Origin of the sequence: Halalkalibacterium halodurans (assembly GCF_004376175.1) — a bacterium.
GTDB lineage: Bacteria > Bacillota > Bacilli > Bacillales > Bacillaceae_D > Halalkalibacterium > Halalkalibacterium halodurans.
Map to the genome: position 1 here is coordinate 1 of NZ_SNUY01000052.1, position 12,974 is coordinate 12,974.

The 12,974-nt window shown below is 44.3% G+C and carries 12 protein-coding genes and 1 pseudogene; 6 read left to right on the top strand and 7 right to left on the bottom strand.

The genetic code is table 11. The features are described from left to right. The first annotated feature begins 127 nt into the window (after window positions 1–127). A pseudogene (locus E2L07_RS15050) lies at window positions 128–1,492 on the top strand (IS1182 family transposase). A 141-nt stretch (window positions 1,493–1,633) separates the two neighbouring features. Beyond that, window positions 1,634–2,563 (top strand): nucleoside hydrolase, encoded by a 930-nt coding sequence (locus E2L07_RS15055; RefSeq protein WP_134229970.1) that lies wholly within the window; start codon window positions 1,634–1,636, stop codon window positions 2,561–2,563. Here E2L07_RS15055 and E2L07_RS15060 read toward each other — a convergent pair whose 3' ends face one another. Further along, window positions 2,564–3,175: a class I SAM-dependent methyltransferase gene (locus tag E2L07_RS15060; protein WP_134229971.1), complete on the bottom strand. Its 612-nt coding sequence runs from the start codon at window positions 3,173–3,175 to the stop codon at window positions 2,564–2,566. It lies immediately after the preceding gene. A 238-nt stretch (window positions 3,176–3,413) separates the two neighbouring features. Between E2L07_RS15060 and E2L07_RS15065 the strand changes: the two genes are divergently transcribed. Further along, a complete protein-coding gene (locus tag E2L07_RS15065; RefSeq protein ID WP_134229972.1) occupies window positions 3,414–4,136 on the top strand; it encodes a GntR family transcriptional regulator in 723 nt (240 codons plus the stop codon). 51 nt (window positions 4,137–4,187) lie between these two features. Here E2L07_RS15065 and nagB read toward each other — a convergent pair whose 3' ends face one another. Both nagB and nagA read right to left on the bottom strand, forming a co-directional pair. Continuing rightward, complete coding sequence (gene nagB / locus E2L07_RS15070) at window positions 4,188–4,928, bottom strand: glucosamine-6-phosphate deaminase (protein WP_134229973.1); 741 nt, start codon at window positions 4,926–4,928, stop codon at window positions 4,188–4,190. Next, the gene (nagA, locus tag E2L07_RS15075; protein ID WP_134229974.1) at window positions 4,915–6,108 is read right to left on the bottom strand and encodes an N-acetylglucosamine-6-phosphate deacetylase; all 1,194 of its coding nucleotides are present in this window, start codon (window positions 6,106–6,108) and stop codon (window positions 4,915–4,917) included. The genes nagB and nagA overlap by 14 nt, the downstream gene beginning before the upstream one ends. Before the next feature lie 307 nt (window positions 6,109–6,415). Between nagA and nagE the strand changes: the two genes are divergently transcribed. After that, on the top strand, window positions 6,416–7,783 hold the full coding sequence (gene nagE, locus E2L07_RS15080; RefSeq protein ID WP_134229975.1) for an N-acetylglucosamine-specific PTS transporter subunit IIBC: 1,368 nt from the start codon (window positions 6,416–6,418) through the stop codon (window positions 7,781–7,783). Between the two features lie 105 nt (window positions 7,784–7,888). Here the strand turns inward: nagE and E2L07_RS15085 are convergent, their stop codons facing one another. Continuing rightward, window positions 7,889–8,293 carry an Lrp/AsnC family transcriptional regulator gene (locus tag E2L07_RS15085; protein WP_134229983.1) on the bottom strand — a complete coding sequence of 135 codons (405 nt, stop codon included), beginning with the start codon at window positions 8,291–8,293 and terminating at the stop codon, window positions 7,889–7,891. A 118-nt stretch (window positions 8,294–8,411) separates the two neighbouring features. Between E2L07_RS15085 and E2L07_RS15090 the strand changes: the two genes are divergently transcribed. Further along, a complete protein-coding gene (locus E2L07_RS15090; protein WP_134229976.1) occupies window positions 8,412–8,828 on the top strand; it encodes a carboxymuconolactone decarboxylase family protein in 417 nt (138 codons plus the stop codon). A gap of 61 nt (window positions 8,829–8,889) precedes the next feature. On the opposite strand, the gene E2L07_RS15095 is transcribed toward E2L07_RS15090, so the two are convergent. Next, the gene (locus tag E2L07_RS15095; protein ID WP_134229977.1) at window positions 8,890–10,575 is read right to left on the bottom strand and encodes a methyl-accepting chemotaxis protein; all 1,686 of its coding nucleotides are present in this window, start codon (window positions 10,573–10,575) and stop codon (window positions 8,890–8,892) included. Between the two features lie 177 nt (window positions 10,576–10,752). On the opposite strand from E2L07_RS15095, the gene E2L07_RS15100 reads away from it, so the two are divergent. Next, window positions 10,753–11,250 (top strand): GNAT family N-acetyltransferase, encoded by a 498-nt coding sequence (locus tag E2L07_RS15100; RefSeq protein WP_010896604.1) that lies wholly within the window; start codon window positions 10,753–10,755, stop codon window positions 11,248–11,250. Between the two features lie 59 nt (window positions 11,251–11,309). Here the strand turns inward: E2L07_RS15100 and E2L07_RS15105 are convergent, their stop codons facing one another. After that, complete coding sequence (locus E2L07_RS15105; RefSeq protein ID WP_053432168.1) at window positions 11,310–12,215, bottom strand: cation diffusion facilitator family transporter; 906 nt, start codon at window positions 12,213–12,215, stop codon at window positions 11,310–11,312. Between the two features lie 57 nt (window positions 12,216–12,272). Beyond that, window positions 12,273–12,830: a TetR/AcrR family transcriptional regulator gene (locus E2L07_RS15110; RefSeq protein ID WP_053432169.1), complete on the bottom strand. Its 558-nt coding sequence runs from the start codon at window positions 12,828–12,830 to the stop codon at window positions 12,273–12,275. Window positions 12,831–12,974 lie beyond the last annotated feature (144 nt).

A 12,974-nucleotide genomic window follows, 5' to 3' on the forward strand; every position in this document is an offset into this window, starting at 1 on the left:
TGAGTCAATTTCATAATTTGAACCCTTAGTCTCGCAAGGTTTTCAAGGCACGAAAAAAGGAGTACCTCCCCAAAAGTCGAATGAGTTAAGTGACGAAACAAAACTACAGACTGGAGGAAGACTCCCTATGCCTATTATACGACAAGAAAGCCTGTTTGACCTGCATGATTTATATGAGTTAGAGCCTACCCATCGTTTTGATGCGGTTTTTTCAGCAATTGATATCAACCCGATTCTTGCGGTCGTGTCAAAAAAAGCCCTATACGGTGCGCCTGTTCAGCTCACCTATTCCGCCATGATCTACTCACTCGTCGCTCGAATTCTTGAGCGAATTCCGACAATAAAGGATTTGATTAAACGTCTGAAACACGATTTTATGTTCCGATTGGATTGTGGATTCCTTCTTTCTGATGCGATTCCATCTGAAGCATCTTATTCAAGAATGCTCTCTAAAATAGCAGAATCACCTGTTCTTGAACAGGTTTAAGAACAGCTCATCCATCAAGCGATAGCAGAAGGATTTATCACCGATGACACGATCGCCATTGATGCGACTCACATTGAAGCGAGAGACCAAGCCCCAGCGAAAAAAGAAAAGCCTAGGTCTGAGCCAAAAAAGCGCGGCCGCAAATCAAAAGAAGAGAAAGAAAAATGGCTTCAAGAACAAGCGGAACAAGAAGCCGTTCGTCCGATTTTCGAGAAAAAGATTGAAGCCCAACTTGACGCGTCTTTAGTCGAGTTGCGATCCGCTGTCCCCCTTGATCCTAAGTGGGGCATCAAGAAAAACAGTGAAGGAAAAAACATTTTTTGGTTTGGCTACAAAGGCCACTTCGCGGTTGGAGCCAAAAGCCAGTATATCCTTCAGTCGCTCTTTTCCTCGGGAAACCTGAACGATGGAAAAGCAGCCATCCCTTTATTAAAAGGACTGCAAGAGCGTCTTTTTGAATTAAAAATCGCCTTTAGCACACTCGATGCAGGGTATGATGCCCCTGCGATTTACGAACAACTCTATCGAATGAAGACTGGGGCTGTCATTGCTTACAACAAGCGAAATGAACCGAATATAGAAGGATTCGATCACCATTTTGCCCCTACGTGTGTTCGAGAGCATTCGTATCGGTACGACAGTTACGACGCGAGATACGAGACGTTAAAATACACACGACCGAAAGAATGCAAAGGCTGTCCGTTAGCGCAAGATACCCTCTGTCAAAAGGTGTATAAAGTCAAAATCACCACCGATTTGAGACGGTATACATCCCCAGCTCGCGGTTCGAAAGCATGGAAAACCCTTTACAAGCAACGAAGTTCAGTCGAGCGAGTCATTGCGTATCTAAAAGAATTCTTCCAATTAAACAATATTCGCTATCGCACAGGAAAACGAGCAAAAGTACAATTTGATTTGACGCATTTGATTTATAACGCGGCGAAGCTCGCGTGTGATCGTATAGCCAAGTCCCTTTCTAGCAAGCAGACTAGTCAAGCCGCGTAATTAATTTTTTAAAAACACTAAAAGCGAAATGGGGGTCGTCTAACAATCGTGAACTAGGCTTTATGAAATTGATTCGTGTAAGAAAAGAGACCGAATGAAGAGGGAAACACTGTAATAAGATGTAAAAAAAGGGGGCGGGAAATGGAAAAAGTGCTCTTATTTTGTGATCCAGGCATTGATGACTCTGTTGCCATTATGTATGCGTTGCTCCATCCTGGCCTTGATGTCGTTGGCATTGTAACAGGGTACGGGAATGTAACCCAAGAACAAGCAACAGCGAATGCCTTTTATTTGCTTTCACTTGCAGGACGTTCTGATATTCCTGTCTACGCTGGAGCGCAGTTCCCACTAACGGGTGAAATCGCCACCTATTATCCCGAAATTCATGGTGAGAATGGGCTTGGTCCGATACGTCCCCCTATAGATTTAGAAGGGGAGTTGCTAAACTTCACAGATTTATTTGATTTGATTATATCCTACCCTAATGACATTACGATCATTGATGTTGGGCGGTTAACCTCCTTAAGTATTGCATATATACTAGGCGAGGAGACAATGGGAAGAGTGAAGCAAGTGATTGTCATGGGAGGTGCCTTTTTCGTACCTGGAAATGTGTCTCCCGTGGCTGAAGCGAATTTTATTGGAGATCCGGTTGCGGCTAACTTAATTATGGAACGAGCGCGGCCGTTGACCGTCGTTCCGCTAAATGTGACGAGTTATTCGGTCGTTACCCATGAGCATATAAGAGCGATCACCGACCGATACTATAATCCATTCACTCCCTTCATTCAGCCAATCTATCACTATTATGCAACGGCTTATTCTGCATTAATCCCTGGGCTAGAAGGGGCCTTATTTCATGATGTGCTGGCTGTCATGGCGCTCGTTCATCCTGAGATGTTCCAGATGATGAAACGGGATGTTTCCGTTTCGATCGCTCCACTGACGAGAGGACAGAGCGTTGCTGATTTTCGCCCGTTTGCTCCAGAAGGGGAACTAAAGATCGCGGTTGACTTTCACTATCCTACATTTATTCAAAGCTTTATCCAGGTGCTACGGCGAGAGTTATAATTATTTTTTGCAGACAGCGACACCGAATGCATAATGAACATTTGTCCGCTTTGGTTCAATGGTTACCCCCCGTTGATAAAACACCTCTTTTTCAGAAAAGGAATCAAACAATGAACGAAATTCCTCCTCTGTTAGTTGATGATAGTGAAACGGTTCATCACTTGGCTTTCCTCTCCCTTGGCCGAACGGGGTAGATAGAACGAGGGTGCCGTCTTTTTTTAACAGTTGTCTCATTCGCTCGATAAACAGACGATCGTCTTTTACATGTTCGATCGTTTCAAATGAGAGGATCGTATCAAACGTTCCGATTTGGTTCGGAAGGTAGGGGTCCATGGCGTCACCTACTAAGAAAGACACTTTCGGGTGATAATAGTTTTGCTTCGCATAGTGGATGACGTCAGCGTCGAAGTCAACCCCGAGGACTTGAGCCACTTCCGTTTTGCGCGTTTTTGCCACCATGACGCTACCATAGCCAGTACCGCAGGCAATGTCGAGAACGCGGCCGCTCGCATAAGGGGTTGAAAAATAATAACGGGCTAAATGCTCTAACAGCATTCCGTTCATAGGCTTCATATTTTTCGGAATAATTCGTTCTCCTGTATCGTCTAACACCTGAAATCACCGCTTCTCTGTAAAATCAATTAATCCCTATCTTAATTGAAAAACCTCGTTCGAGCAAATGAGAAAAAATTGTCCTTAATTGGTATAGACATTTTATCGATTTGAAATGTTCTTTTGAAAAGAGCTAAGTGTTCTAAGCGATCATTCATTTATGGCGAATGTACCCGGCATATTATGCTATAATGGTATAGACATGTGTCTTTGTAGGAAAGGAGGAGGAGGTTCAAACGTGATTAATAAAAACTCTCCTTTACCGATTTATTATCAGATTGAAGAACAAATTAAGCAGCAAATCGAATCAGGGGTGCTCAAACCCGGGGATATGCTCAAATCCGAGCGGGAGTATGCGGAGTATTATGATGTCAGTAGAATGACGGTAAGGCAAGCGATTAACAACCTTGTGAACCAAGGATACATATATAAGAAAAAAGGTAGCGGTACTTATGTTCAAGAGAAAAAAATTGAGCAGGCGTTAAACGGGCTGACGAGCTTTACAGAAGATATGAGAAAAAGAGAAATGGAGCCTAGCAGTCGCTTGCTCAAATTTGAACTGATTCCAGCAACGGCAAAAATCGCAAAGGAATTAAACTTGAAAGAGAACACGCCCGTTACAGAGATTAAACGAATCCGTTATGGCGATGGGATACCAATTGCCATTGAACGCAACCTGTTGCCTGCGAACTTAGTGAAGGGATTAAATGAGGAAATCATAAACCAATCCTTATATCAATACATTGAGGAAGAGTTGAATTTGCGGATCGCCGATGCCCTGCAAGTGATTGAAGCCTCGACTGCTAGCAAAACAGAAGCCGATCTATTAGAGATTCAAAAAGGTAGCCCGATTTTGTTAATTGAGCGTAAAACGTTTTTAGCCGATGGGACTGTATTAGAGCTAGTGAAATCCGCTTACCGAGCCGATCGGTATAAATTTATGATTACGATGCAACGATAAAAAACAAGCGATTGATGACGTCATCAATCGCTTGTTTTGCTTATAGCTACCTTAATTTGACGAAACGGCTACTTTTTGTAGTGCCTCGCGATCGGCGATTATGGTCACTTGTTCATGGCGCTGTAAGACTGAGGCAGGGAATGATTCGTCCACCTTTCCGTGAATTAATTGGTACAATGCGTCTGCTTTCTTTTTCCCAGATGCAAGCAGAAGAATTTCCTTTGCATTCATGATCGATTGAATGCCCATCGTGATCGCCTCTGTTGGTACTTCCGATAAATCATTAAAATAGCGGGCGTTTGCTTCTCGTGTTGATTCTGTAAGCTTAACAATATGGGTGGATGACTCGAACGAGGTGCCAGGTTCGTTAAAGCCAATATGACCATTTGCGCCAATCCCTAATACTTGCAGATCGATCCCGCCATGCTGCCGTATAAGGGCTTCATATCTTTCGCATTCCGCGTTGAGATTGGAAGCTGTCCCGTTCGGCAAAAACGCCTGTTCATCTCGAATGTCGATATGGTCGAACAAGGCTTTGTGCATGTACGTGTAATAGCTATTGGGATCATGCCGATCCAGTCCGATATATTCGTCCAAATTAAACGTTGTCACTTGATGGTAGGAGGTCCCGTTTATTCGGTGATCGTTGATGAGAAGCTCGTACATCTTTTGCGGAGTGCCCCCTGTGGCCAAACCTAAGGTGATGGTTGGATCGCGTTGTACCTTTTCGATCATAAACTGCGCTGCTTTTAGGCTCATATCATCAAAATGTTTAGCTTCAATGATTTTCATAGGACTTCGCTCCTTTCTGATAAACAATCCTTCCTTGGCACATCGTGAGGACAACATTCCAGTCTTGATCGAGTACGGTAAGGTCTGCGTCTTTTCCGACTCGAATGCTCCCTTTACGATCAAAAACATTTAGCTGTTTAGCAGGATTCACGCTCGCCATTTGGACCGCTTCTTCTAATGAACATCCTGTGTAGGTCATCACATTTTTTACCGCATCGTTCATTTTTAATACGCTGCCTGCCAACGTTCCGTCCTGTAGCAATGCTTTTCCGTTCTTCACATGGACGGTTTGTCCTCCAAGCTCGTAGGTTCCGTCGGCTAACCATTTTGCACGCATCGCATCTGTAATGAGAATGATGTTATCTGCTGTTTTCGCATCATAAGTAGCTTTGACAACCTCAGGATGGACATGAATGCCATCAACGATCAGTTCAACCGTCAACTCATTTCGCGCTAACGCTGTTCCTGCAACGCCAGGCTCACGATGGTGGAAGCCCCTCATCCCGTTGTAAAGGTGGGTGACATGGTTCGCACCGTGGGATATGGCGTCCATCATCTGTTCGTGCACCGCATCTGAATGTCCGATTGATGCAATAATTTGTCTAGACCGAAGTGCACCGACCAATTGCAGGCCTTGCTCTGTTTCAGGTGCCAGCGTAACTAACTTGATTGTGCGATCGGATATCTCGTACCACCTATTAAACAGGGATAGATTTGGCTCTAAAATATGTTCAACTGGTTGGGCGCCTGCTCGTTTTGCTGAAATAAAGGGGCCTTCTAGATGGACCCCTAACAGTTGGGCTCCTTCGTTGTGAGGTCCTTTTGCATATTCTGCCACATTGGCTAATGCTTGCTCAATCCGCCCTTGCCCTTGGGTGATGGTCGTTGCTAAAAATCCTGTTGTTCCTTCCCGTACAATGCTTTTTGCGATCGTTTCTAGACATATTTGAGATGCGTCCATTGTATCGGCACCGTGTGATCCGTGGATATGGACATCGATAAAGCCCGGAACGACATAACATCCCGAAAGATCAATCGACTTATCATGCCTGTGAGTCTCGATCTCTTGCTCTGTTACTTCCGTAATGATGCCATGTTCTATTTTTAGAAAACCTTTGTCGTATGACTGTGTTTCACCAACGATCGAAGCTCCTTTTAATACGTAATTTCCGTTCTTCATGACGAGCTCCTTTCCTTTTATTCCTTTATCTGACGTTTAAAATCGCGCTTCTAGGAATTCATTTCGCATCGTGTGGGCTATGACATCCCCAGCGAAAGAAGTTCCGTTATCCTCGCTTTCATTATAACAAGTGTGAGTTAATTTGTATATACCAATTTATTTTGTTATATCTACTAACACTGTTATTATCAGTTTTTGTTCATTTATGTATAATAATAGGTATAGACAACTAATCATGGTGGTGATACGATAGGTCGTAGTAGAGATAGGACAATTGGGCCAAAATGAAAGATAAGGAGATGACATTATGCTTACATTTTTACAGAGAATAGGGAAATCCCTTATGTTACCGATTGCGGTATTGCCGGCCGCGGCTATTTTATTAAGGCTTGGCCAAGAGGACTTGTTCAACCAAGCGTTCATCGCGGCAGCAGGTGCTGCGGTCTTTGATCATTTGCCACTTATTTTTGCGATTGGCGTCGCGATCGGATTTTCGAAAGATTCGAATGGTACCGCTGGGTTGGCGGGAGCGATCGGGTATTTAGTATTAGTCAACGGTACACAAGCGATTGATCCTGATGTAGATATGGCCATTCTTGGTGGAATTATTTCTGGGATTGTTGCTGGACTTCTTTACAATCGCTTTCATGACGTCAAACTCCCTCAATGGCTAGGGTTTTTCGGAGGGCGGAGATTTGTTCCAATTATAACCGCTACTGTGATGGTCATCTTTGCAGGCTTGTTTGGTTATGTGTGGCCGCCGATTCAAGATGGGATTAATCAAATCGGTCAATGGATTATCGGTGGAGGAGCGCTTGGTGTCGGAATATTTGGGTTCTTGAACCGGCTGTTAATTCCGGTGGGGCTTCATCACGTATTGAATAGTCTCGTCTGGTTTGTATTTGGTGAGTATGAAGGCGCGACGGGTGACTTGCACCGTTTCTTCGCAGGTGATCCGACAGCAGGATCATTTATGGCGGGTTTTTTCCCGATTATGATGTTCGGTTTGCCGGCTGCAGCACTTGCGATGATTGCGGCAGCTAAGCCTGAGCGCAGAAAAGAAGTAACCGGGATGCTCATCGGAATTGCAGTGACCGCTTTTGTGACTGGGGTTACGGAACCACTTGAGTTTTCGTTTATGTTCCTAGCACCGATTCTGTATGTTGCTCATGCCTTGCTAACGGCGAGCTCGATGGCGATTGCCCATCTACTCGAAATTCGCCATGGGTTTGGCTTCTCTGGGGGAGCCATCGACTTTGTCTTGAACTGGCGGCTTGCCACCAAGCCTGCCCTTTTGATCGTCATGGGTCTCATTTATGCGCTCATCTATTTCGTCCTCTTCTATGTGGTCATTAGGAAATTTGACTTGAAAACACCAGGTAGAGAAGATGAAAGTGAGGAAACGGATGCTTCAAGTGATGGACAAGCCGATAAATATGATGTGATGGCGAGCCATTTCATCGCTGATCTTGGCGGACAGGAAAACCTCAAAACGATTGATCATTGCACGACACGTCTACGCTTAACAGTCCATGATATGGGGAAAGTGAATGAGGAATTGCTGAAAAAACATGGGGCTCGCGGTGTCATTAAAGTCAATGAGACGAACGTTCAAGTCATCATCGGAACCGACGTGGAATTTGTTGCTGATCGAATGAAAGACAAGCATGGTTAATAGGAAAAGGTGGCGTGAATGCCACCTTTTTTGTTTGGCTTCATGTATTTCTCACCGATTCCGCTGTTCACTAAAAACTGGTGCTCTTGCATAAGGGACGCCGGTTTACGTTAAGGTCATGTCTGTGTTCAACGTTGATAGGACAACATGAGTAACGGTTTCGGCAAAGGGGGAAAGTTGCTCAATAAAAGCTTCTACCTTTGACAGATCTTCCATGTAAGCTTTAATCATAAAGCAGGCCCGACCAGCAATGCGGTGGCAAAGTTTAAAGCGGGAGTATTCCCCATGCTTCACGGTAGCTTCGATGAGGCAGCTCACAGGATAGCCGACCTTGGTCAAGTCGATGGCGACCGTATAGTTTTTAATGATTCCATACGACTCCATCTGCTTGACACGCTCGCGAACAGCAGGGGAAGACATGTTAATTTTCGTACCGAGTTCCTTCATGGAGATACGGCCATCCTTCATTAATTCATTTAGAATCTGCTTGTCGATTTCGTCGATTTTTATCATGAAAGTGAATCCTCAAATCTCTTTAAAAAAGAAAAGAAATTTCCTTAAAGTCAATCAAAGTGATATGTAAGGCGAGAGATGTCTTTTATATGATTATGGCAAGGGAGGGATGAGGATGGCAAGACTTTCAGCTGGACCATATGGGGAAACCCCTTTTCAGAAGCGATTAGGCCATAATCGTTACATTTTACGCGCTTGGAATGAATTGAGCGAGATTCTCGAACAAGACGGGGCATTGTCTAGCACATTAAAAGAACAAGTGAGGCGAGCCCTCGCACAAAAAAATGGCTGTGAGTACTGCAAAGCAAAAGGGAGGCCTGATCCACAGCTGGTCGATGAAAAAACGGGAGTGGCCATCGGATTTGCTGAGGCGTTTTTACAAATGAGGGGCGCGGTGCCTGATTCCATTTTTGAAGTTGCAAGAGAAGCGCTTAGTGAACGAGAAATGAGTGAGCTCTGCGCTTTTATTTGCTTTACGACCGCGTCTCAATTTTTTGGTGCGTTGATGGACCTTCAGCCTGATGAACAGTAGGCTTCCCCCAATACCTAAAGCCCGAATCGGAGGAATTCCGTTCGGGCTTTAGGTATCTCTTTTACACTTTAAATTGACTCATGAGCTGTTGGAGTTCTTCAGCTAATTGGGACAAGGCTTGAGCCGAAGAGGCGATCTCTTCCATTGAGGCCAGCTGTTCTTCCGTCGAGGCAGCCACGTTTTGTGTTTGTGAAGACGTGTCCACCGAAACTTGTGCCACCCCGCCAATGGAGACGGCTACTTCACCTGTACTTGTGGAAATGTCCTCTGTTGCGGTGACTAACTGCTTAATCTTATCCGTCAGCTTCTCCATAAAGGTGAGAATCTCTTGGAAGTTCGTCTCGGTTTCTTTAATGACGCGAAGCCCGCCCTCCACATCGTCAGCCACTTGATCAAACGAATGGTTGGAGCGTTTCATATCCTCTTGAATTTCCGCAATTAAGTTAGCAATCTGTGCCGAAGAGTGTTGCGACTGTTCGGCTAATTTACGAACTTCTTCGGCAACGACTGTGAATCCTTTTCCGTGCTCTCCTGCTCGCGCCGCTTCAATGGCTGCATTTAATGCCAGCAAGTTCGTCTGTTCAGAAATACTAGCGATGACACTGGTAATATTGCCAATCTCTTTTGAGCGCGTGTCCAATGACTTGATCACTTCACCACTTTCCTCAACCGAGCGGTTAATGGCTTGAATTTGCTTGACCGTTTGCTGGACAAGAACCTCACCGTCCTTTGCTTTACCAATTGCTTGTGAACTAATATCAGAAATGCCGTTAGCATTCTCCGAAATAGCGTGAACGCTCATGGCCATGGCTTCTAGCGATTGGGAGGCATCTTCAACACTAGCAGACGCTTTTTCCGATCCTTCCGCTACTTGCTGAATCGCTTCGGTTATCGTTTCTGTTGCCTGACTCGTCTGCTCGGCACTGGCCGTTAGCTGCTCAGAGGAGGAGGCCACTTGGTTTGCTGAATCGACCATCCGGTGGAGCGTGTCTTGTAGTTTTTCCGCCATCCGGTTGTAACTTTCGGCGACGACACTTAACTCATCTCCATTCGTGTCTTTGATGGCTGTTGTGAAATCCCCGTTTCCTGCGGCTTCAAGTGCTGCTGTTACAACGGTTAATCGTTTTTTCATTTTTCTTGTAAACCAGTAAACAGCTAAACTAGCAACGATGGCCACGAGAAGCAATGCGATAAAAATAAACGTTAAAGCATTAGCGACCGTTTCTGTTATAAATTCCTGTGAAGCGCCAACATAGAGCATACCAATGACTTGTCCTGATGCATCGGTTAACGGCATATAAGCGGTCTGATATTGATTTCCGACGACATTGGCTTCTCCTAAATAAAGCTCCCCGTTTGTTATTACCGTTTCAATCACTTCTTCAGAGGCTTGGGTCCCAACGGCCCGTTCGCCATCGATAAGGACGTTCGTGGCAATTCGTGTATCACCTGAAAAAATAGTAACCGTGTCCCCCGTATCTTCTCCAATGGCATCCACAAGGTCAAAGTTGTCATTCATCAATGTCGTTCCTTTGTAAAGCTCCCCATCGGTTGCTTTCCAGTCACCAGGAAACCGTTCATCAATGTAGCGATGAGCTAAGGCAAGATCCGCTCTAGCCTTTTCCGTTGCGAACGCTTTAATTCCTTTTGTGATTTGATCGTTGACAACTACTCCAATAACAGCGGCAAATACAAGGATGATCGACAGGACTAGGACATTGATTTTCGTTGCTAGTTTTAGCTTCATGTGAACACCTCTTATTCTTCTTTTGTCATAGGAAATTGGTTGTGTGTCCTATCTCCATCATAATCGATCGATTGCTTATTTACAATGAACGAACTAAAATCAAGGTAGAATCAAAAAAATAGATAGAAAGAAGTTCCCAGATCTTTAGTCTTGTAAGGGGAAAGGAGTAGATACGAGATGAGAATTCGACCGATTGACACATTGGATGCAGAGGCGTTTCTTGACTTAAGTAAAGCAGTTGATCAAACAGGGATGATGTTGTTTGAACCGAGGGAAAAAAAGTGGACGGTGGAGCAACAACGAAAAATGATTGATGGGATATTAGGAAGACGAAATTCGATGACATTTGTGGCGGAGGAGTATGGCAGGCTGATAGGCTATATTACAGCCATCGGTGGAAATGTGAAACGGACAGCGCACCGTGCCTATATTGTGGTAGGAGTTCGTGAAGAGGAACAAGGGCGAGGGATCGCGACAGAGTTGTTTAACCGGTTATTCAATTGGGCAAAAAGTGTGGATATTACCCGCTTGGAGCTAACCGTGATTAAAGACAATCGGAAGGCGTTTCAGCTTTATCAGAAACTAGGGTTTGTATTAGAAGGAGAAAAGGTCCATTCGCTGATGATCGATGGAAAGCCTGTCAACGAATACTACTTATATAAATTGTTAGATTAATAATAGAAGAAAAGCGGTCCAGTCTCTCTCGGACAGAAAGAGTGGATCGCTTTTTGGTGTTACGAAATGGCCCATTTTCGATCATGTGTAAACGTCATATTGACGAGAGGCTCATAGGGGAGGGAGCGGAGTGATTGGTGAAACTGCTGACGAATGTCGTCTAGATCTTTAACATTCCTCGCACAAGAGGTTCGGTCGATAATAAAGTAAATATCGATAAAGAGTGTCTGGCCCACCTTCGCCATACGCACATGAGATTCAGGAATCTGATATTTTTCCTCAATCGCATGAATGTGTGATTCAATCGATTGCTGTAATTCTAGATTTGGTGCCATCTCTAGCATTTCCTTTCCGTTCAAGACGATCTGCTTCACCGGCAGGATGATAAACAAACCGGCTGAGAGCGCGACCATTAGAGGATCGACATACGGAACGAGGAACGCGAACTTCGTATGTGCTAAAAGAAACGCTGCGGCGAAACCGATAAACACAGCGGCGCTCAGAAATGTATCCATTAACCATTGATGGGTTTCCGCTTTTATGAGCGGGTTTGCTCCTGCTTTTCGTCGTAAAAAGAAAAAGATAGCAGCACAACCAGCTGTGGAAAGAAGGGAATAGGCAGCTCCATGGATTGGAACGACATGCCGTCCGCCATCAACTAAATCACCTACAGCCGTGATGAACGCGAATAGGCAAAGGAGCGCAATAACTCCATGCTTGATGACCAGTGTGAGCGCTTGAACCATTCCTTTACCATACGGGAATTTATCCCGATCATCCTTCATCATAAACACGGTCGCCCCTAATGAAAATAGGGAAAGAACGACACTAATGAGCGAGTAGATCCCATCAAATAGAATCATATGGGAATGAATCGCCAGTCCCCAAATGATGCCAACAGCAGAAAAGATAATCGCGCCAATGACTGAAATCGAAAGATAGAGAACAGAAACGCTTGATCTCATTTTATCACCTCATAAATGATTGACTATCAGTCATTTTACAACTAAAAATACTGAGAGTTATCTCAGCATGTTCATGACAACTTGAAATGTATCTTCTTTTAACTGCGAAAGTTCTTGTTCACATTCATTGGCAAAATAATGTCTCTCTGCTGTAAATTCAATTAGGTTCACTATCATAGGAACGAGTGTTTGAATGTTGATGGTAAGGTACTTCTTTAAGTGCTTCTCAATCCAACGGTAATAAGGGTCGTAAATTTCTTCCCAGCGGTTCAAGGAATCGTAGTAAGAAAGACCAGCATAACAGAGAAGGATAACCTCCTTATACGATTTCGTTAAAGTAAAGCTTACATCGATTAACTCACGGATGAGTGTTTGCACGTCATCGTCTTCTTGAATACGGTTTTGAAGCTGATGCAACTGGTCTTGCAATATTTCATCAGCAATGGCAGGGATGATCTCATTTTTCGCTTGGAAATACGTATAAAATGTTCCGTGGGCAACACCTGCTCTTTTGGCAATTTCACCAATCGACGCCTTTTCAAATCCCTTATCCTTCATCACATCAATGGCTGCCTGCAAGATCGCTCGATAGGTCTCTTCACTTTTGTATCTCATTAGCCCCTCCCAACATATGGGTGAAAATTGATTGATAATCAATCATTATTGTATCGTGCCGATAAAATAAAGTCAAGAGAGGTCAATTTCAGCAAGAATCGGCCAAGGTGACGAGAAATATTATGAACGTTTCATCCCTTTATC

Coding starts and splice junctions, on each gene's coding strand:
- E2L07_RS15055 (WP_134229970.1), top strand. CDS start 1,634: ATGGAAAAAGTGCTCTTATTTTGTGATCCAGGCATTGATGACTCTGTT.
- nagB (WP_134229973.1), bottom strand. CDS start 4,928: ATGAAAATCATTGAAGCTAAACATTTTGATGATATGAGCCTAAAAGCA.
- nagA (WP_134229974.1), bottom strand. CDS start 6,108: ATGAAGAACGGAAATTACGTATTAAAAGGAGCTTCGATCGTTGGTGAA.
- nagE (WP_134229975.1), top strand. CDS start 6,416: ATGCTTACATTTTTACAGAGAATAGGGAAATCCCTTATGTTACCGATT.
- E2L07_RS15090 (WP_134229976.1), top strand. CDS start 8,412: ATGGCAAGACTTTCAGCTGGACCATATGGGGAAACCCCTTTTCAGAAG.
- E2L07_RS15095 (WP_134229977.1), bottom strand. CDS start 10,575: ATGAAGCTAAAACTAGCAACGAAAATCAATGTCCTAGTCCTGTCGATC.
- E2L07_RS15100 (WP_010896604.1), top strand. CDS start 10,753: ATGAGAATTCGACCGATTGACACATTGGATGCAGAGGCGTTTCTTGAC.
- E2L07_RS15105 (WP_053432168.1), bottom strand. CDS start 12,215: ATGAGATCAAGCGTTTCTGTTCTCTATCTTTCGATTTCAGTCATTGGC.
- E2L07_RS15110 (WP_053432169.1), bottom strand. CDS start 12,830: ATGAGATACAAAAGTGAAGAGACCTATCGAGCGATCTTGCAGGCAGCC.